The organism is Aquabacterium sp. A08 (assembly GCF_011742065.1).
In genome coordinates this window covers 1-18,852 of record NZ_JAAQQT010000660.1, presented here as the reverse complement: position 1 = coordinate 18,852, position 18,852 = coordinate 1, and the positions used below count along the sequence as shown (strand labels likewise).

General features: G+C 66.9%; 18 protein-coding genes. 5 read left to right on the top strand and 13 right to left on the bottom strand.

Annotated elements, in window-relative coordinates; genetic code table 11:
* Positions 1-3: 3 nt before the first annotated feature.
* Genes HA630_RS15565 through HA630_RS15540 form a run of 6 tightly spaced genes read right to left on the bottom strand, consistent with a single transcriptional unit; the run spans position 4 to position 5,638 of the window.
* Entirely contained in the window at positions 4-549 is a 546-nt protein-coding gene (locus HA630_RS15565; RefSeq protein WP_166835845.1) for a shikimate kinase, read from the bottom strand.
* Positions 546-2,657 (bottom strand): type IV pilus secretin family protein, encoded by a 2,112-nt coding sequence (pilQ, locus tag HA630_RS15560; protein WP_166835844.1) that lies wholly within the window; start codon positions 2,655-2,657, stop codon positions 546-548. The genes HA630_RS15565 and pilQ overlap by 4 nt, the downstream gene beginning before the upstream one ends.
* A 26-nt stretch (positions 2,658-2,683) precedes the next feature.
* Positions 2,684-3,235, bottom strand: coding sequence for a pilus assembly protein PilP (locus HA630_RS15555; protein WP_166835842.1), 552 nt, complete (start codon positions 3,233-3,235; stop codon positions 2,684-2,686).
* Positions 3,232-3,915 carry a type 4a pilus biogenesis protein PilO gene (locus HA630_RS15550; protein ID WP_166835841.1) on the bottom strand — a complete coding sequence of 228 codons (684 nt, stop codon included), beginning with the start codon at positions 3,913-3,915 and terminating at the stop codon, positions 3,232-3,234. The genes HA630_RS15555 and HA630_RS15550 overlap by 4 nt, the downstream gene beginning before the upstream one ends.
* A 23-nt stretch (positions 3,916-3,938) precedes the next feature.
* The gene (locus HA630_RS15545) at positions 3,939-4,559 is read right to left on the bottom strand and encodes a PilN domain-containing protein (protein WP_166835839.1); all 621 of its coding nucleotides are present in this window, start codon (positions 4,557-4,559) and stop codon (positions 3,939-3,941) included.
* On the bottom strand, positions 4,556-5,638 hold the full coding sequence (locus tag HA630_RS15540) for a pilus assembly protein PilM (RefSeq protein WP_166835881.1): 1,083 nt from the start codon (positions 5,636-5,638) through the stop codon (positions 4,556-4,558). The genes HA630_RS15545 and HA630_RS15540 overlap by 4 nt, the downstream gene beginning before the upstream one ends.
* A gap of 263 nt (positions 5,639-5,901) precedes the next feature.
* On the opposite strand from HA630_RS15540, the gene HA630_RS15535 reads away from it, so the two are divergent.
* A complete protein-coding gene (locus tag HA630_RS15535; RefSeq protein ID WP_166835837.1) occupies positions 5,902-8,304 on the top strand; it encodes a penicillin-binding protein 1A in 2,403 nt (800 codons plus the stop codon).
* Here HA630_RS15535 and cyaY read toward each other — a convergent pair.
* Positions 8,294-8,623, bottom strand: a complete 330-nt coding sequence (gene cyaY / locus HA630_RS15530; protein ID WP_166835835.1) for an iron donor protein CyaY — start codon at positions 8,621-8,623, stop codon at positions 8,294-8,296. The genes HA630_RS15535 and cyaY overlap by 11 nt on opposite strands.
* Positions 8,624-8,635: 12 nt before the next feature.
* Here cyaY and HA630_RS15525 point away from each other — a divergent pair, with 12 nt between their 5' ends.
* Positions 8,636-8,800: an LPS translocon maturation chaperone LptM gene (locus HA630_RS15525; RefSeq protein ID WP_166835834.1), complete on the top strand. Its 165-nt coding sequence runs from the start codon at positions 8,636-8,638 to the stop codon at positions 8,798-8,800.
* A gap of 25 nt (positions 8,801-8,825) precedes the next feature.
* Positions 8,826-10,124, top strand: a complete 1,299-nt coding sequence (gene lysA, locus HA630_RS15520) for a diaminopimelate decarboxylase (RefSeq protein ID WP_166835833.1) — start codon at positions 8,826-8,828, stop codon at positions 10,122-10,124.
* 31 nt (positions 10,125-10,155) lie between these two features.
* Here the strand turns inward: lysA and HA630_RS15515 are convergent, their stop codons facing one another.
* The 5 genes from HA630_RS15515 to HA630_RS15495 all read right to left on the bottom strand — a co-directional run bounded on the left by HA630_RS15515 (position 10,156) and on the right by HA630_RS15495 (position 16,191).
* Positions 10,156-10,785, bottom strand: a complete 630-nt coding sequence (locus HA630_RS15515; protein WP_166835831.1) for a sulfite oxidase heme-binding subunit YedZ — start codon at positions 10,783-10,785, stop codon at positions 10,156-10,158.
* Between the two features lie 4 nt (positions 10,786-10,789).
* Positions 10,790-11,788, bottom strand: coding sequence for a protein-methionine-sulfoxide reductase catalytic subunit MsrP (gene msrP, locus HA630_RS15510; protein WP_166835830.1), 999 nt, complete (start codon positions 11,786-11,788; stop codon positions 10,790-10,792).
* Between the two features lie 91 nt (positions 11,789-11,879).
* Positions 11,880-13,241, bottom strand: a complete 1,362-nt coding sequence (ccsB, locus tag HA630_RS15505) for a c-type cytochrome biogenesis protein CcsB (RefSeq protein ID WP_166835828.1) — start codon at positions 13,239-13,241, stop codon at positions 11,880-11,882.
* Positions 13,238-15,382: a cytochrome c biogenesis protein ResB gene (locus tag HA630_RS15500; RefSeq protein ID WP_166835827.1), complete on the bottom strand. Its 2,145-nt coding sequence runs from the start codon at positions 15,380-15,382 to the stop codon at positions 13,238-13,240. Before HA630_RS15500 ends, ccsB begins: the two co-directional genes overlap by 4 nt.
* A 194-nt stretch (positions 15,383-15,576) precedes the next feature.
* Positions 15,577-16,191 (bottom strand): cytochrome c, encoded by a 615-nt coding sequence (locus tag HA630_RS15495; RefSeq protein ID WP_166835825.1) that lies wholly within the window; start codon positions 16,189-16,191, stop codon positions 15,577-15,579.
* A 109-nt stretch (positions 16,192-16,300) separates the two neighbouring features.
* Between HA630_RS15495 and yihA the strand changes: the two genes are divergently transcribed.
* Together yihA and HA630_RS15485 are read left to right on the top strand one after the other, a co-directional pair.
* On the top strand, positions 16,301-17,011 hold the full coding sequence (gene yihA / locus HA630_RS15490; protein ID WP_166835824.1) for a ribosome biogenesis GTP-binding protein YihA/YsxC: 711 nt from the start codon (positions 16,301-16,303) through the stop codon (positions 17,009-17,011).
* On the top strand, positions 17,008-17,919 hold the full coding sequence (locus HA630_RS15485; RefSeq protein ID WP_166835823.1) for an alpha/beta fold hydrolase: 912 nt from the start codon (positions 17,008-17,010) through the stop codon (positions 17,917-17,919). Before yihA ends, HA630_RS15485 begins: the two co-directional genes overlap by 4 nt.
* Before the next feature lie 6 nt (positions 17,920-17,925).
* On the opposite strand, the gene HA630_RS15480 is transcribed toward HA630_RS15485, so the two are convergent.
* A complete protein-coding gene (locus HA630_RS15480) occupies positions 17,926-18,792 on the bottom strand; it encodes a lysophospholipid acyltransferase family protein (RefSeq protein ID WP_166835821.1) in 867 nt (288 codons plus the stop codon).
* Between the last annotated feature and the right edge of the window lie 60 nt (positions 18,793-18,852).

Here is an 18,852-nt window from a genome sequence, read left to right as displayed (position 1 = left end):
CTGCTAGTGTAGCGAGGGCGTGTCCCGGTCCTCGGCACCGGGGCTGGCCGCCAGGTCCAGTTGCATGGCGATCATGTTGACCAGGGTCGCCACCGACGGGCGCCCGGTTTCGATGACGAAATGGGCCGTCTCGCGGTACAGCGGGTCGCGCACCGCGTAGAGGTCGCGCAACTTTTGCAGGGGATCGTCCACCTGCAGCAAAGGCCGGTTGCGGTCGTGCCGGACGCGGCGGAACACGTCTTCCGGCGTGGACCGCAGGTAGAACACCCGGGCTCGGTCGCGCAGGTGCCGGCGGTTGGCCGGCCGCAACACCGCCCCCCCCCCGGTGGACAGGACACAGGGCCCGTCCTGCGTCAGCGCGTCGATGACCGACTCCTCGACATCGCGGAAGGCGTCTTCGCCTTCGCGGGCAAAGAAATCGCGGATCGAGCAACCCAGTTGGGTTTCGATGCGCTGGTCCGAATCCACGAAAGGAATCTGCAGGCGCCGGGCCAACTGGCGCCCCACGGTGGTTTTGCCGGAACCCGGCAGGCCGACCAGTGCGATCACCGCTGGCTGGCCAGCGATTCGGTCTGCAACCTCGGGGTGATGAACACCAGCAGTTCGGTTTTTGCAGTCGTAGTACCGCGAGTTTTAAATAGATGACCAAGAACCGGAATATCGCCAAGGCCTGGGACCTTGTCTACGGTCTGGCCTTCTTGCTGCGTATATATCCCGCCAATAACAATAGTGCCACCGTTTTCGACAAGCACTTGGGTTTCAACCAGCTTCTTCTGAACCAGGATCAATCTACCTGTCGAATCCAAGCGAGGTTCATCCTTTTTGATTTCGAGCTTCATAATCACATCCCCATCAGGCGTAATTTGAGGAACCACCTTAAGAGCAAGAACCGCCTCTTCAAATTCAGTAGTCGTGTTTCCAGCTTGATCCTGCTTATTGTATGGAATTCTTTGGCCATCCTGAATCAGCGCCTCGCGCTGATCAGCAGTCAAAATTTTTGGACTAGCAATCGTTTTTATTTTTCCATCCGACTCGTTCGCCACAATTTCCAAATTAAGGAGTCTAGTTACACCAGAATTAAAAAGAGACAACGCGACCAAACCTCCACGAGGATTCAAACCACTTTCAGGGAAGTTCTCGCCAGTAGGAATAGTAGTAAAAGCATTAGACGAATTTGGAGCGAGAGATCCAAAACCAAACGAAGCACCAGGAGCAGTAGATGTTGTACCGTCAGCACTCAACTGTGCAGGCCTAGATCGAGCACCAAACCGCACACCCAGACGCTTGCTGAAGTCATCTGTTGCCTCCACGATGCGCGCCTCAATCAGCACTTGCTTGACCGGGATGTCGATTTTCTTGATCAGTGCCGCGATTTCCTCCAGCTTGGAGGCCACGTCGGTGACGAAGATCTGGTTGGTGCGCGGCTCGGAAAACACCGAACCCTGCTTGCTCAGGATGCGCACCTGCGCCTCGCCGCTGCCCACGGCGGTGGTGAGTTGCTTGGCCACGTCTTCGGCGGTGGCAAAGTTCAGGCGGAAACTCTGGGTGCGGGGCACTTCCAGCACCCGCAAGGCCTGCTTGGCCTCCAGTTCGGACTTTTCCTGGGCCAGAATCTCGGCCTGCGGCGCCACCCAGATCACGCTGCCGGTCTTGCGCATGCCCAGGCCCTTGGCCTGCAACACAATGTCCAGCGCCTGGTCCCAAGGCACGTCCTTCAGGCGCAGGGTGACGCTGCCGGTCACCGAATCGGAGGTCACGATGTTGAAGTTGGTGAAATCGGCGATCACCTGCAACAGCGAGCGCACCTCGATGTTCTGGAAGTTGAGCGAAAGCTTTTCACCGCTGTAGTTCGGGCCCTGGGTGAGCTGGTTCGGGTCGGTCTTGACCTCGCGCACCTCCAGCACGAACTGGTTGTCGCTCTGGTAGGCGCTGTGCTCCCAGTTGCCGGTGGGCTCGATCAACAGACGGACGCGATCACCGGCCTGGGTCGCGGTGACCATGCGGATGGGGGTGCCGAAGTCGGCCACGTCCATGCGGCGGCGCAGGCCCTCGGGCAGCGAGGTTTTCAGGAACTCGACCACCAGGTTGCGCCCCTGCTGGCGGATGTCCACCCCGGTCTGGTTGTTGGCCAGGTTGACCACCACACGGCCGGCGTTCTCGGGCCCGCGACGGAAGTCGATGTCGGACAGCGCGGCCACGTCGGACGGCACGCCCGGTGCCGCGAACACCGACCCCATGGCCCCGCCCGCCACCGGTGTGGTCACCGGCGGCTGCTGCAGGGTGACCAGCAGGGCGTTGCCGTCGATCCGGGTCTCGTAGGCCACGGCCTGACCCAGGTTGAGCACGACCCGGGTGCGGTCACCGGCCTCGACCACGTTGGCCGAGCGCAGGTTGCCCTGGTTGATCTCGAACAGGTTTTTGCCGCTGGCGTTGATGGCGCCGGCAAAGTCCAGCGCGATGCGGGCCGGCGACTGGATGGCAAAGCCGGCCGGCAGCTGCTTGAGCGGCTCGCTCATCTGGATACGGATGACCTCGCCCCCGCCCTGGGTGGCGGCGGTGACGGACTGGATCGCCAGTTGCGCCTGCGCCAGCCCGGCCATGAACAGCGCCGAAACCAGGAAAGACAGTTTGCCCGTGCGGGAGAAGGTGCGTGCCATGGCGTTGCCGGTGGTGTGTGTGGTTGTCATTTGCCGGTTCCCTCTTGTAGCTCCAAAGTCGACATGCGCTCGATCCACTCGCCCGCCGCGTCCTGAACGATTTCCCTCAGGGTGATCTGGTTTTCGGTGATGCGTGTCACGCGACCGTAGTTCTGCCCCAGGTAGTTGCCCGGACGCACCTGGTACAACAGGTTGTTGGCCCGCACCAGGGCCACGGTCTGGCCACGGCGGTCCATCAGGCCGACCATGGTCATGGTGTCCAGCGGCAGGGCCTCCAGCGGCTCCTTGCGGCGGTTGACCTCGGCCGCCAGCAGGCCCGAGGCGGCGGCAGTAGAGGCTTCGTCGCGGAACGACCGGCTCAGCTTTTCCTCGCTGAAGGGCGACAGTTCCGCCTGGTCGGTGAAAGCCTGTGGCACGTAAGGCTTGGGCTCCGACACCGGCTCCACATTGGGCTTGACGGTGTTGCGTTGCCCGGTCATCCAGTCGGCCAGTTCCTGCTGCCCCGACGCGCCGCAGCCCGTCAAGGCCGCCACCAGCGCAACCAGCAGCAAGGGGCGCTGCACAGCAGAGGCGATCATTTCTTGGCCTCCTTGGCTTTCTGGGCATTTTTCTGGGCCAGCACCTCGTCCGGGTCCAGGTAGCGGAAGGTCTTGGCCGTGGCGTCCATGGTCAGCACGCCCGCACGCGCCTGCACCGGCGACAACGCCAGGTTGTTCAGGGTGACGATGCGCGAGAGGTGTGCCACGTCGGACACAAACAGGCCCACTTCGTTGTAGCTGCCGGTGACCCGCACGGTGATGGGCAGTTCGGCATAGTAGTCGCGCACCACCTCCTGCCCAGGGCGGAACAGCTCAAACTGCAGGCTGCGGCCCAGCCCGGCCTGGTTGATGTCTGAGAGCAAAGCGTCCATTTCAGCCTTGCTGGGCAACTGTTTTTCCAGTTGGGCCACATACTGACGCACCTGCTCAAGCTGGGCTTTGAGGATCTCGAAGTTGACGGTTTTTCCCAGTTTCTGCGTGTATTCGGCGCGCAGCTGGGTTTCGCGGTTGCGTTCGGCGGTCAGGCGCGTGTCGAGGTCGCTGAGCCAGACGTACCACAGGGCCACCACCACCAGCACCGCCACCACGCACAGCAGCAGGTAGCGCGGCAGGTTGGGCCACAAGGAAGGGTCGTTGGGGTCCAGCCCGGTGAACTGGCTGCGGATGTTTTGCTGCAGGGCAGCAAAGTCGATGGAAGATTTTTTCGAGGTTTTGGCCATGGTTGTCCGACGAAACCGCCGCCTCACACCTTGCCCGCCGCGGGCGTGGACGCGGCCGCCCCGTTCTGACCCGCCGCTGTGGCGGCCTCTTTGGTCAGGGTGGCACGCAGCGAAAAATTGAACACCCGGCGCTGGCCCCGTTGGCCCAGGCTGGCGGTGGTCGCGGTGATTTCGATCAACTGCGGCTTGGTCAGCCACGGGCTGTGGTTGCCCAGGTTGCGCAGCAGTTCGGACACCCGCTCCTGCGACTGGGCCACGCCCTCGATGGCGATGGCCATGTCCTCCTGTTTGAGGGTGCGCAGGTACACGCCCTCCGGCAGTTGCTTGACCATTTCGTTCAGCAGGTACACCGGCAGGTTGCGGTCGGCCTGCAGGCTCTCCACCGCGGCCTGGCGGGCTTTGAGGCCGTCCAGTTCCTGCTGCAGCGTGGCGATCTCCTTGATCTGCACGTCCAACTTGGCGATTTCGGACTGCAGGAAACCGTTGCGCTGCTGCTGCTCGGCCATGCGGGCCTCGTAGACCCCGAAGATGGCCGCCGACACCGCCAAGCCCGCCACAGCGGCCAGCCCCAGGTGCACAAAGAACTGCTCGCGCCGCTTCTTGCGCGCGGCCTCGCGGTGAGGCAGGAGGTTGATGGTGATCATTGGCTGAACCTCCGCAGCGCCAGGCCGGTGGCCACCAGGTAGGACGTGGCTTCCATGCTCAGGCGGCTGGCCGGGATGGAAGGGGCCACCGCCATGCCGTCGAACGGGTTGATGACCTTGCACGGGAAGGACGTCTGCGCCATGACGGCCTCGGCCAGACCGGGCAGCGCGGCCGAGCCCCCGGACAGCAGGATGTGGTCCACCTTGTTGTGCGGGGTGCTGGTGAAGAAGAACTGCAGGGCGCGGCCCAACTCCTGGCCCACCCCTTCCATGAAGGGCGTGAGTACCGTGTCCCGATAATCCGCGGGCAGGCCGGCGCCGGAGCGCTTCTTGGCCTCGGCCTCGTCAAAGGGGATGCCGTACTGGCGCGCGATCTGGTTCGACAGCTGGACGCCACCGAACACCTGGTCGCGCTCGTAAATCATTTCGTCGTTGCGGATCACCTGCAGGCTGGTGGTCTGGGAGCCGACCTCAAACAGCGCGATCAGCATGTTGCGGCCCTTGTTGGGCAGCGTCTCGATCAGGCGGGAGGCCGCCAGCCGCGAGGCGTAGGACTCGACGTCCAGCACCACCGGGTTGAGGCCAGCGGCTTCGGCCAAGCCTTGGCGGTCGGACACCTTTTCCTTGCGCGAGGCGGCGAGCAGGACTTCGACGTAGTCGGGCAGGTTGGCGGCCGGCCCCACCACGCAGAAGTCAAGACTGACCTCCGACAAGGGGAAGGGGATGTACTGGGTGGCTTCGGACTCCACCTGCACCTCCAGCTCGGCGTCGGTCAGGCCGGCGGGCAGGTTGATTTTCTTGGTGATGACGGCCGAACCCGGCAGGGCCATGGCGACGTTTTTCGTCTTGGTGCCGGCCTTGCGCACCAGCCGTCGCAGGGCCTCGGCGACTTCGTCGAACTTCTCGACGTTGCCTTCGTTGATCCAGCCGCGCTCCAGCGGCTCGATGGCGCAGTGCTGGAGCACCAGCCCGCCATCCCGACCACGCCCCAGCTCGACCAGCTTGACCGTGGTGGAGCTGACATCAATGCCCAGAAGCGGCGCGGGCTCCCGGCTGAACATAGACCCCAGTGAGATCAATTCCATCCCCAAATGTGTGTGTCCGTTTCACGTCACCTGTGAACGTCCTGTTTCAATACTATCAGCAAGCACGCGCTGCACCCAAGCCACTGCCGCCTCGCTGCCAGCCCCGACGTTGTCAAAAACACACGTTGCATTTCTCGCTCACGGGCACAGTATCCGCCATTTTTCACGCGCGCTTACAAACTTTCACACCCCAAACACGCAAATTCCCCCCGCCCCAGCCCCGGTTTTTATAATTCCGGCCAGACACCAAGGCCTGCATGACCCAACGCCCCACCCCCTCTTCCGCTCCCTCCTCCGCCCCCTCCCCCCAACGATCATCCCGGCCCCGTGGCGGGCTGGCGCGGGTGCTGGTCTGGTTGCTGGGCCTGGCCGGCGCGGGGGTGGCGAGCCTGGCGCTGGTGCTGGGCCTGGGGCTGGCCATGGCCTACCCCAACCTGCCCGACGTGACCGAATTGGCCGACTACCGGCCCAAGCTGCCGCTGCGGGTGTACGCGCGCGACGGCGAACTGATCGGGGAATTTGGCGAGGAACGCCGCAACCTGCTGCCGTTCGAGGACATCCCACCGGTGATGGTCAACGCGGTGCTGGCCATTGAGGACGCCCGCTTCTTCGAGCACAACGGGGTGGACTACCGCGGCATGCTGCGGGCGGCGCTGGCCAACCTGGGCGAGGCCAAAAGCCAGGGCGCGTCCACCATCACCATGCAGGTGGCGCGCAACGTCTACCTGTCCAGCGAAAAAAGCTACCTGCGCAAGATCTACGAGGTGCTGCTGACCTTCAAGCTGGAACACCTGCTGACCAAGGAACAGATTCTGGAAATCTACATGAACCAGATCTTCCTGGGGCACCGGGCCTATGGCTTTGCGGCCGCCTCGCAAACCTATTTCGGCAAGCCGCTGGACCGGGTCAGCATCGCCGAAGCGGCCATGCTGGCCGGCCTGCCCAAAGCGCCGTCGGCCTACAACCCGATCAGCAACCCCAAGCGCGCCCGGGCGCGGCAGCTGCACATCATCGACCGCATGCTGGAAAACGGCTTCATCACCGAAGCCGAGGCGCGCGCCGCCAAGGACGAGCCGCTGCGGCTGCGGCGCATCGACCCGGAGCAGTTCGTCAACGCCGACTACCTGACCGAAATGGTGCGCCAGTCGGTGTTCGAGCAATACGGCGACGAGGCCTACACCCGCGGGCTGCAGGTGCACACCTCGGTCGATGCGGCGGCCCAGCGGCTGGCCCACCGGGTGGTGCGCCAGGGCGTGCTGGACTTTGAGCGGCGCCAGTTCTACCGCGGGCCGGAACGCTTCATCGACCTGCCGGCCAACCCGCAGGCGCGGGAGGAGGCGGTGGACCAGGCCCTGGCCGCCCTGCCCGACAACGGCACCCTGCTGACGGCCGTGGTGCTGGAGGCCAGCGCGCGCAAGGTGGTGCTGGTGCGTGGCGACGACACGCCGTTCGAGGTCACGGGCACCGGACTCGACCCGGTGCGCTCGGGCCTGGCCGACAACGCGCCGCCGCACCTCAAGCTGCGCCCGGGCGCGGTGGTGCGCGCCGTCAAAGGCGCCAGCGGCTGGTACATCACCCAGACGCCGGAGGTGGAAACCGCCTTCGTGGCGCTGGACCCGCGCACCGGCGAAATCCGCGCCCTGGTGGGCGGTTTCGACTTCAACCGCAACAAGTTCAACCGGGTCACCCAGTCGCAGCGCCAGCCTGGCTCCAGCTTCAAGCCCTTCATTTACTCCGCCGCCCTGGAAAAAGGCATCACCCCGGCGACACTGGTCAACGACGCCCCGCTGTTCTTCAGCGCCACGGTGACCGGCGGCAAGCCCTGGGAGCCCAAGAACTACGACGGCAAGTTCGACGGTCCGATGACGGTGCGCACCGGCCTGGCCAAGTCCAAGAACATGGTGTCGATCAACATCCTCAAGGCGGTGGGCACCAGCAGTGCGCAGGAATGGGTCACCCGCTTTGGTTTTGAGGCGGCCAAACACCCACCCTATCTGACGATGGCGCTGGGGGCCGGCTCGGTGACCCCGTTGCAAATGGCCAGCGCCTACGGCGTGTTCGCCAACGGCGGCCACTACGTGCCGCCGATGCTGATCACCCGCATCACCGACCACAAAGGCAAGGTGCTGATGGAGGCCGCGCCGCGGGCGCCCGACGAGTCGCAGCGCGTGATCCCGGAGCGCAATGCCTTCATCATGAGCCAGTTGCTGCAGGAGATCACCCGCTCGGGCACGGCGGCGCGGGCCCAGGCCACGCTCAAACGCCCCGACCTGTACGGCAAGACCGGCACCACCAACGACTCGGTGGACGCCTGGTTCGTGGGCTACCACCCCACGCTGTCGGCGGCGGTGTGGATGGGCTACGACACCCCGCGCAACCTGGGCCGCCAGGCCACCGGCGGCGCGCTGAGCCTGCCGGTGTGGGTGCAGTTCATGGCCGAGGCACTGCGCAACGTGCCGGTGCAGGAGCCGGCGCCGCCAGCGGGCGTGGTCTACACCCAGGGCGAATGGTTCTATGAGGAATACCAGCCCGGCGCGGGGGTGGCCAGCCTGGGCATGGCCACCGGCGCCAGCGACGAAGCCGGGACCGACCCGGACGTGAACACGCCGGCCAGCGGCACCCAGGAAAAACGCAACATCCTCGACCTGTTCAGGCAGTGAAACGCAGCGCCTGGCCCGACTGCGCCGTGGCCTCGCGGCTCAGGTGGTCGAACAGCTCGCCGGCGCCCTTGGTGTCCATCCAGCACTGGCCGTCGAAGCGGTAGTGGTAGCCGCCCGAACGGGCCGCCACCCAGATTTCGTGCAGCGGCTTTTGCAGGTTGACCACGATCTGGCTGCCATTGGCAAACACCAGGGTGATCATGCCGCCGACGCGCTGGTTGTCGATGTCGGCGTCGGTGTCGTCGTTGATGCGGTCGCAACTGGCCTCGATGGCCTGCAAGGCGGCTTCGGCGCGGTCGAGGTATTCCAGATCGGTCATTACAATTCCTTGATGTTCACACTCCGCCAAATTTTAGGTGTGTCGGGATTGACCCTGGCGCTGGCGCTGGCCGGTTGCGGCCAGAAAGGCCCGCTGTACCTGCCGCCCGCCACCACCGCAGCGGCGCCCGGCGCCCTGCCTGCCCCCGCCAGCGCGCCGCCGGCCGCTGCCCGCTGACCCCCCTGCTTCTGTTGCATTGTTCATGGCCCTGTCCCCTGCCCCCGCGCCGCGCCTGCCCGGCCACCCCCACTTTGCCTACCAAGACGGCGCCCTGCGCGTGGAAGGCCTGCCGGTGGCCGACCTGGCCCGCGAACACGGCACGCCGCTGTTCGTGTATTCGCAGACCGCCATGCTGTCGGCGCTGGCCGCCTACCAGCGCGGCTTTGCCGGGCGCCAGGCGCTGATCTGCTACGCCATGAAGGCCAACTCCTCGCTGGCGGTGCTGCAGACCTTTGTGCAGGCCGGTTGCGGGCTGGACATCGTTTCGGGCGGCGAGCTGGCCCGTGCCCTGCGCGCCGGCGTGGCGCCCGAGAAAGTGATTTTTTCCGGGGTGGGCAAGACCCGCGCCGAGATGCGCGCGGCGCTGGAAGCCGGCATCGGCTGCTTCAACGTGGAAAGCCTGCCGGAACTGGATGTGCTGAGCGAAGTGGCCACCGCGATGGGCCGACGTGCGCCGGTCAGCTTGCGCGTCAACCCCGATGTGGACGCCAAAACCCACCCTTACATCTCCACCGGCCTCAAGGGCAACAAGTTCGGCATCGCACACGACGCGGTGCTGCAAGCCTACCGCCACGCGGCCCAGTTGCCGGGGCTGAAGGTGGTCGGCATCGACTGCCACATCGGCTCGCAGATCACCGAAATGTCGCCCTACCTGGACGCGATGGACCGCATCCTCGACCTAGTGGACGCGATCGAGGCGGCCGGCATCACGCTGGAGCACATCGACTTTGGCGGCGGCCTGGGCATCGACTACCAAGGCGACACGCCGCCGGCCGCCGACGCCCTGTGGCAGGCGCTGCTGGCCCAACTGGACGCCCGGGGCTACGGCCAGCGCCGGCTGTTGATCGAGCCGGGCCGTTCGCTGGTGGGCAACGCCGGCATTTGCGTGACCGAGGCGGTGTTCCTCAAGCCCGGCGAGCAGAAAAACTTTCTGGTGGTGGACGCCGCCATGAACGACCTGCCCCGCCCCGCCATGTACGAGGCTTACCACGCCATCGTGCCGGTGCAGCCGCGGGCGGGCGAAGCGAGCGCGTGGGACGTGGTGGGCCCGGTCTGCGAAAGCGGCGACTGGCTGGGCCGCGACCGGGCCCTGAACGTGCAGCCCGGCGACCTGCTGGCGGTCTGCTCGGCCGGGGCCTACTGCATGAGCATGTCGAGCAACTACAACACCCGTGGCCGCGCGGCCGAGGTGCTGGTGCGCGGCGACCGGGCGCAACTGATCCGCGCGCGCGAAACGGTGGACGACCAGTTGCGGCAGGAACGCCTGCTGGCGCTGGGCTGAACCGCCTGCGCGCCTCACCCACAGCGCACCCTCAGCGGGGCGCCCGGCGAAGGGTGGCGCGCTGGTCGGCCCACCCGCGCCACACGCGCCAAGCCAGCGCCCCCGCCAACACGGTGCCGTACAGGTAGACCTCGCCGAAATGGTTTTTGCCGGTGCGCATCCAGTAAAAATGCAGCACGGCCAACCCGGCCACCACATACACCGCGCGGTGCAGGCGCCGCCAGCGCACCGCACCCAGCGCCCGGATGGCACGGGGGAACGAAGTCGCGGCCAGCGGCAACAGCAGCAGCCAGGCCAGCAGGCCCACCGCGATGAAGGGGCGTTCCCACACGTCGCGCAGCAGTTCGGCGCCGTCCAGCCCCGTGTCCAGCCAGGCATAAGCCCACAGGTGCTGGCTGGCGTAGGCAAAAGTCCACAGGCCCAACCCGCGCCGCCAGGTCGCCAGCGCCGCCAGGCCAAACGCCTGGCGCAAGGGGGTGACGAGCAGGGTCAGGCACAGCAGGCGCAGGGTCCAGTCGCCCAGGCCGCGGATCAAGGCCTCGGCTGGGTTGGCGCCCAGCCGGTCGGTGAAACCCGCGAACCACAACCACACCGCCGGGACCGCACACAACACCAGCACCACGGGCTTGACCCAGGGCGCCGTCCCATGCCGCGGCTTCATCGTCTCAGTAGAACTTGCGCAAATCCATGCCGGCGTACAGCTGCCCCACCTGGGCAGCGTAGCCGTTGAACAGCTGGGTTTTGAGGCGTTTGGCCAGCAGCCCGCCTTCGCCAATGCGGCGTTCGCTGGACTGGCTCCAGCGCGGGTGCGGCACCTCGGGATTGACGTTGGAGTAAAAGCCGTATTCCTGCGGCGCGGCCGCGTTCCAGGCGGTGACGGGCTGCTTGTCCACGAAGCGGATCTTCACCAGCGACTTGCCGCTCTTGAAACCGTACTTCCAAGGCACCACCAAGCGCAGCGGTGCGCCGTTCTGGTTGGGCAGCACCTCACCGTACATGCCAAAGGCCAGCAGGGTCAGCGGGTGCAGCGCCTCGTCCAGGCGCAGGCCCTCGACGTAGGGCCACAGCAACACACTGGAGCGCAACCCGGGCATGCTGCCCCGGTCGGCCAGGGTGTGGAACTCCACGTACCGGGCGCTGCCCAGCGGCTGCACCTGGCGCACCAGCGCGGCCAGCGAATACCCCACCCACGGGATGACCATGGACCAGCCTTCGACGCAGCGCAGGCGGTAGATCCGCTCCTCCATCGGGCTGAGCTTGAGCAGTTCGTCCAGGTCGTAGGTGCGGGGCTTGGCCACCAGGCCCTCCACCTGCACCGTCCAGGGCCGGGTCGGCATCCGACCGGCCAGGCGGGCCGGGTCGGCCTTGTCCAGGCCGAATTCGTAGAAGTTGTTGTAGGTGCTGGCGTCGCGGTAGGGGGTCAGGGCCTCCACCGTGGTGGCGCCCGGCACCGCGGTGGGTGCGCCGGACAAGGCGGCCAGCTGGCCTGGGCGGGCCGGGCCCTGGGCCCAGGCCTGGCGCGCGGCCATGCTGGTCAACGCGGCGCCACCCAGCCCCAGCGCCGCCTGTTGCAGCCAGCGCCGCCGGTCCTGGTAAACGGCCTGCGGCGTGATCTCGCTGGGCGTGGGGTGCTGGAATCCGTCGGAATCGGTGCGTATCAGCATGGCGGCTTTCGGTGCAACAGAGACCGATGTGACCCCACCAACGGCACGGGGGTTCCGCAGAACCCCCGTGGCCGGTCTCAAGCGCCGCGGATCACAGCTCGCCGTAGCTGTGCAGGCCGCTCAGGAACATGTTCACCCCCAGGAAGGCGAAGGTGGTGACCGCCAGCCCCACGAGCGCCCACCAGGCGGCCACGGTGCCGCGCAGGCCTTTCATGAGGCGCATGTGCAGCCAGGCGGCGTAGTTCAGCCAGACGATCAGGGCCCAGGTTTCCTTCGGGTCCCAGCTCCAGTAGCCGCCCCAGGCCTCGGCCGCCCACAGCGCGCCCAGCACGGTGGCGATGGTGAAGAAGGCAAAGCCCACGGCGATGGCCTTGTACATCACGTCGTCCATCACCTCCAGGGCGGGCAGGCGTTCGGCGATGCGGCGGCGCGCGGCCAGGATGCCGCCGACGATCAGTGCCGACAGGCCGAAGTAGACGAACCAGTAGCTGCCGCCGCCCTCGGCGGCGCCTTGGCGGAACACCAGCGGCTCGAAACACAGCACCACACCGAGCAGCCACAGCGGGGCCAGCTTGTACCAGCGGGTTTCGCTGGCGCTTTGCTTGATCAGGTAGGCAAACGCCAGCATGGCGGCGATGGCGAAGGTGCCGTAGCCGATGAAGTTGGCCGGCACGTGCAGCTTCATCCACCAGCTTTGCAGCGCCGGCACCAGCGGCTGGATCTGGTGGGCTTCGCGCACCACCGTGTACCACAGCAAAAAGCCCACGGCGGCGCTGACCACCAGCATCACAAAAGCGCCCATGCGGCGGGTCTGGTAGCGGTCCTCGTAGTACAGGTAGTAGGCGGCGGTGAGCCAGGAAAACAGCACGAACACCTCGTACAGGTTGCTCACGGGGATGTGACCGATGTCCGGGCCCAGCAGGTAGCTCTCGAACCAGCGCACCAGCGAGCCGACCAGCGCCAACGTCACCGCCACCCAGGCCAGGCGCGAGCCCAGGGCCTCGAAGGCGTCGGCGTTGCGGCGCGAAAAAATGCCGACCCAAAAGAAGGCGGTGCTCATGAAGAACAGCACGCTCATCCACAGGATGGCGGACTGGCTGGAGAGGAAGTACTTGAGCAGAAAGGCTTCATCGGCCCGGGCGACCTGCGGCACACCGTCCACCTGGTAGAGCCAGATGGCCAGCAAGGCCAGGCCGGCCGAGACCACGGTCAGCGCGCGCACCGGGCGCCAGAACCAGGCCAGGGCGATCAGGCTGGGCACCGTGCCGACCAGGATGGCCTGTTCGTAGCCGTCCATGAAATCGCCGTAGAGGAACAGGCCGTAGCCGCCGGCGGCCACCACCAGCGCGGCGTACAACCAGTCCCACAGGTTGCGGCGGGCGAAATAGCCGGGGCGCAGGCCAGCGCCGCCGGCGCTTCGTTTCAGGTCGACGGTGTGGGTCGCAGCGTTCATGGGGTCACCTCGGAAGAGTTCTGCAGCAAACGGGTTTTGAGGGTGTCGAATTCGCGGTCGTTGTCCATCAGCTTGCGGTTGGACGACAGGGCCATGCTGGCCCGGGCACCGTCGCCCTGCGGCGCCAGCCACACCCACAGCCGGCGCTCGCGCACGTAGAGCATGGCAAAAACACCGATGATGAGCAAGAGGCAGCCCAGGTAGACGATGTTCTTGCCCGGGGCACGCGCCACCTGGAAGACGCTGGCCTGCACCTGCTCGAAGTCGGTCAGCATGAAGGCCATGGGGGCGGGGTAGAAGAAGCCGTCGCTCAGGCTCAGCACCGCCTGGGTCATGAAGGCGGCGTTCTGCTCACTGCGGTCGGCGCGGGCCAGCCCGGCGCGCTCGCGGCTCATCTGGTACAGCTCGAACAGGGTGCCGTTGAGGATGCGCAGCAGCACCTCGGCGGCGCGTTCGCGTTCGGCCTCGGGCACGTTCATTTCCATGAAGGCCGACACCGCCTGCAGCCCCCCCAGCGGGCGCGTGCTGTCGTTGGGCTGGCGGCCCACGTCGGGGTCGGTGCCGGCAAACAGTTCAATGGCGCGCTGGGCCGAGACCGCCAAGGCCTGCACCACCTCGGACCGCTGGCCTTGGGCGGCCTGGTCGGCGTAACGGCGCACCGCCTCGCGGCGCCAGTCGGCGTTGGCCAGGGCGGTGCGCAGCCGCACGTAGCCGTCCATGCTGTCGTTTTCGTCGGCCGGCACGCGCAGGTAGCGCAGCGGCTCGGCCGGGGTTTCGCGCACACCCAGCACGAACACGCGGGCACCGTCCAGGTCGATCGGCAGCATGTAGTTGTGGTACTCGCGGGCCTGGCCGGCGGCGTCGCGCAGCTTGTAGCTCACGCTGGGGCCGACGTTGCGCAGCTCCTTCTCGGTCATGGTCTTGTGGGCCGAGCCCAGCCGCCCCTCGATGGCCTGGCGCAGGTCCACCTTGCGCACGTCGGCGCCGCTCTGCAAGGTGTCGGTGAAGTTTTCGACGTTGATCACCCGCAGGCCGGTGAACTCGAGCAGCAGGCGCTCGTCGCCATTGGTCAGCGCGGTGCTTTCGCCGACCCGGCCCTGCACCTCGAACGCCGCGGCGCTGGCGCCGCCCATGGGCAGGCCCCGCAGCTTGAGCAGCGAGCCGCCGTCGTCGAAACTGGACTGGTAGATCTGGATGCCCCGGTGGCTGACCGGGTGGTTGACCTCCACCCGGGCTTCTTGGGTCTCGCCAGTGTCGCGGTCGTGGATGACGATGTCGCTGGCGAACAGCTTGGGCATGCCGGTGGAGTAATACTCCACCACGAATTTTTTCAGCTCGACGTCGAACGGCAGGTCCTGCAGGATGACGCCCTGCGGCTGCGCCAGGATGGCGGTGCCGGCGCGGGTGCCTTCGGTCACCAGCAGGTTGCCGCGGAAGGTGGGGTTGCGCGCGCTCAGGCGGTGCTCCGCGGGCACGTCGGCGATCAGCCCGCCGCCGGTGAACGGCGTCTTGCCGTTGAACCACATCTGCGCGCGCACCACCAGGTCGCCGTCCAGCAGCCCGCCAATGCACACCAGCACGATGGCCACGTGCGCGGCGATGTAGCCCAGCTTGTTCGCGGCGCCGGCCTTGGCCGCCACCATCCAGCCCGGACCTTGGGGCGTGTCGCGCCGTTGCAGCCGCACCTTCCAGCCCGAGGCCAACAGCACCTGGCCCATGCGCTGGGCGGCGGCCTCGGTGTTTTCGTTCAGGCGGGCTTCGGCTTTGTGCGGGAAGGCCTTCAGGCTCTGTTCGCGGATGTTTTCCTTGTAGAGCTTGAGGTCGGTGAGGATTTTGGGCGTGTTGCGCAGAATGCACAGGCTGGTGCTGACCACCAGAAACGCCAGGATCAGCAGGAACCACCAGGCGCTGTACACCGAGTACAGGCTGAGCGCGCCAAACACCTCGGACCAGAACGGCCCGAACTGGTTGACGTAGTTGTTCAGCGGCTCGTGCTGCTTGAGCACGGTGCCCACCACCGAGGCGATGCAGATCACCGTCAGCAGCGAGATGGCAAAGCGCATGGACGACAGCAGCTCCACCGCTGCACTCAACCGTTGCGAGCCGCTTTTGAGTTCGATACCTGCGGTGGATGCGCTCATGTCAAGAAAGAAAGGGGCATGAAAAAAGGCAGGCCTGAAGAGGACCTGCCCTGACTGTGAGTCGTTCGCTGGCAATCGGTTCAATACGCAGGACCCAGTATATTGTCCCGTCGAATATTAACGCTCGCTTATGCTTGCACCGAAACCCGACTGCGGCTGGGGACTCTGGCACGCGGCCGGCCCCCCCGGCCGGGTCAACGCAGGCCGGCGATGTAGTCGGCCACCGCGGCGATTTCCTTGTCGCTCATGTAGGCGGCGATCTGGGTCATCTGCACGCTGTTCTTGCGCTCGCCGGAGCGGAAGGCCTTCATCTGGGCGGTGGTGTAGTCGGCGTGCTGACCGGACAGGCGCGGGTACTGGGCCGGGATGCCGGCGCCGTTGGGCGCGTGGCAACCGGCGCAGGCAGCCACCTTGCGGTCGGCAATGCCACCGCGGTAGATGCGCTCGCCCAGACCCACCAGTTCCTTGTCGCGGGCAAAGCCCGGCTTGGCCGGCTGGCTGGCCACCCAGTAGGCGATGTTGCGCATGTCGTCGTCCGACAGGGCGCCGGCAAAGCCGCTCATGATGGCGTTGGCGCGCTTGCCCGACTTGTATTCCTGCAGCTGTTTGACCAGGTATTCCGGGTGCTGCTGGGCCAGCTTGGGGTTGGCGGCGACGGTGGAGTTGCCGTCGGCGGCGTGGCAGGCCACACAGACCTGGCCGTAGAGTTCGGCGCCCTTTTTCAGGTCGACCTTGGCGGCCTGCGCGTGCACAGACAGGGACAGCGTGGCCAGTGCGGCGGCACCGATGAGGGAGGCGATGAATTTCATGTCGTGGGCAGTGGGCGTGGATTGCTACGAACTCGCCCCCGACGACCACAAGGTCCGGCAGGCGCAAAACACAGAGATTTTACAATGTCCAATGACCACGGATTTGCCCATGCCCCCCAACACCCCTCCCGCCGGCCCCGCCACCGACGCCAAAGCCGCCAACGGCTGGCTGCACACGGCCCGTTTCCTGACCGAAGCGCCGCAGTTGCACCACCTGCCCGCGCTCGACGTGCCGGAGGTGGCCTTCGTTGGGCGTTCCAACGCGGGCAAGTCCACCTGCATCAACACGCTGACGCAGCAAAAGCGGCTGGCGTTTGCCTCCAAAACGCCGGGGCGCACGCAAAGCATCAACCTGTTCGCCCTGGGCAAGCAAGGCGCCACCGACGCGGTGCTGGCCGACCTGCCCGGTTACGGCTACGCGGCGGTGCCACAGGAGGCCAAGCGCCGCTGGCAGCAGGTCATGGCCAACTACCTGGTCAGCCGCCCCAACCTGGCCGGCGTGGTGCTGCTGTGCGACCCGCGCCTGGGGCTGACCGAGCTGGACGAGGCGCTGCTCGAGATCATCCGCCCGCGGGTGGAACAGGGCCTGCGCTTTCTGGTGCTGCTCACCAAGGCCGACAAGCTCACCCGCGCCGAGGCGAACAAGGCGCTGTCGATTGCGCGACTGCAGGCCGGCGGCGGCGAGGCGAAACTGTTTTCGGCCCTGAAAAAACAAGGCCTGGACGACGTGGCGCTGACGCTGTGGGATTGGACCCACCCGACCGCCGGCGCGGCGCCCGACACCCCCATCACCCCACCGCCACCCGACGCCACCCCATGATCCAGACCCGCACCGCCCACCTGCCGCACGGCATCCACCTGGAATGCCACGTGGCCGGGGCGGCGGGGCGGCCGGTGCTGGTGTTTGTGCACGGTTTTCCCGAGGCCGCGTTCGTCTGGGACGACCTGCTGCGCCACTTTGCCCAGCCCGAGCATGGTGGTTACCGCTGCGTGGCGCCCAACCTGCGCGGCTACGCCGGCTCCAGCGCGCCCGCCGAGGTGTCGGCCTACCGCGCCAAACACCTGGTGCAAGACCTGAAAGCGCTGATCGACCAGGTCACCGCCGACAGCCCGACCCCGGGCCAGGCCGCGGCGGTGGTGGCGCACGACTGGGGCGGCGCCGTGACCTGGGGCCTGGCGGCGCAGCACCCCGAGGCGATGCGCCAGCTGGCCATCCTGAACGCCCCGCACGCAGGCCTTTTCGCACGGGAATTGCAAAACAACCCCCTGCAACAAGCGGCCAGCGCCTACATGAATTTTTTGGTGCGACCCGACGCCGAGGCCCTGCTGGCCGAGAACGACTTCGCCCGGCTCTGGCCCTTTTTCACCCAAATGGGCGACGGCGCCCCCTGGCTGACCGAGGCGCTGCGCGAGCGCTACCGCGCTGTCTGGCGCCAGGGCCTGACCGGGCCGTTGAACTACTACCGCGCCTCGCCGCTGCGCCCGGCCACGGCGCACGACGCGGGCGCCAGCGGCGTGCAGCTGCCACCCGCGTTGCTGCGGGTGTCGGTGCCCACCCTGGTGCTGTGGGGCCTGGGCGACCACGCCTTGTTGCCCAGCCTGCTGGACGGGCTGGAGGCCCACGTGCCGCGCTTGCGCGTGGAGCGGCTGCCGGACGCCTCGCACTGGCTGGTGCACGAGCAGCCGGCGCGGGTGCAGGCGCTGCTGGGCGACTTTCTGGCCGGCTGACCCGCTTCACAGCCCTTTGCGCGGCACCTTGTAGCGGGCGTAACCCCAGAGGTACTGGTCGGGCTGGCGCAACACCATGCGCTCCATGGCCCGGTTGATCTGGGTGGCGGCCTGCACCATGTCGTCGGCCAGGGGCTCGGCCACCACCTCGTCCCAGGGTTGCACGTGCACCACGTAGCCGCGGCCCCAGGGCTTGCGTTCACCCCAGATGAACAACACCTGCGTGCCCGGGGTGCGCGCGAAGCGCACCGACAGCGTCATGGTGTAGGCCGGCTCGCCAAAAAATGGCGCCCACACGCCCAGGCCCTCGGGCGGCACCTGGTCGGGCAACAGGCCCACGGTCTGGCCCTGCTTGAGCGCCTGGATCAGCTGGCGCACCCCGGCCAGCGTGGTGGGCGCGGTGGCCAGGCCCGGGCGCTCGCGGGCGGTGCGCAGCACCTCGGCGGCCCAGGCCTTGCGCGGCGGGCGGAACAGCACCGTGATCGGCTGGGCCGCGGTGCCGGGCGTGGGCTCCAGCGCCTGGCCAAAGCGTTGGGCGTAGGCCTGGGCGGTGATCTCGAAACAGCCCAGGTGCGGCGTGAGGAACAGTATGCCCTGACCGTGGCGCAGGGCGGCTTCCACGTGGGCGGCACCCTCCCACCCGGTGGGCACGGGGGCGCCAAACCACAGGCGCGGCAGTTCGGCCACCTGCTTGCCCGCCTCGCCCACCGACGCCCAGCGCACCCGGCCCCGCACCCCCGCCAGAGCGGTGTGGTGGAACCAGCGGCGGCGGTAATCGGGCGCCAGCAGCCAGGCCAGCCAGCCCAAGCCCCAGCCCACGGCGTGCAGCAGTGGCAGCGGCCAGCGGGCCAAAAATCGGAACACAGACAGCATGGTCACACGTCAGGGCATGGGCCGGTGCCTGCACCGCCCAGCGGGTTGGAATTACAATGC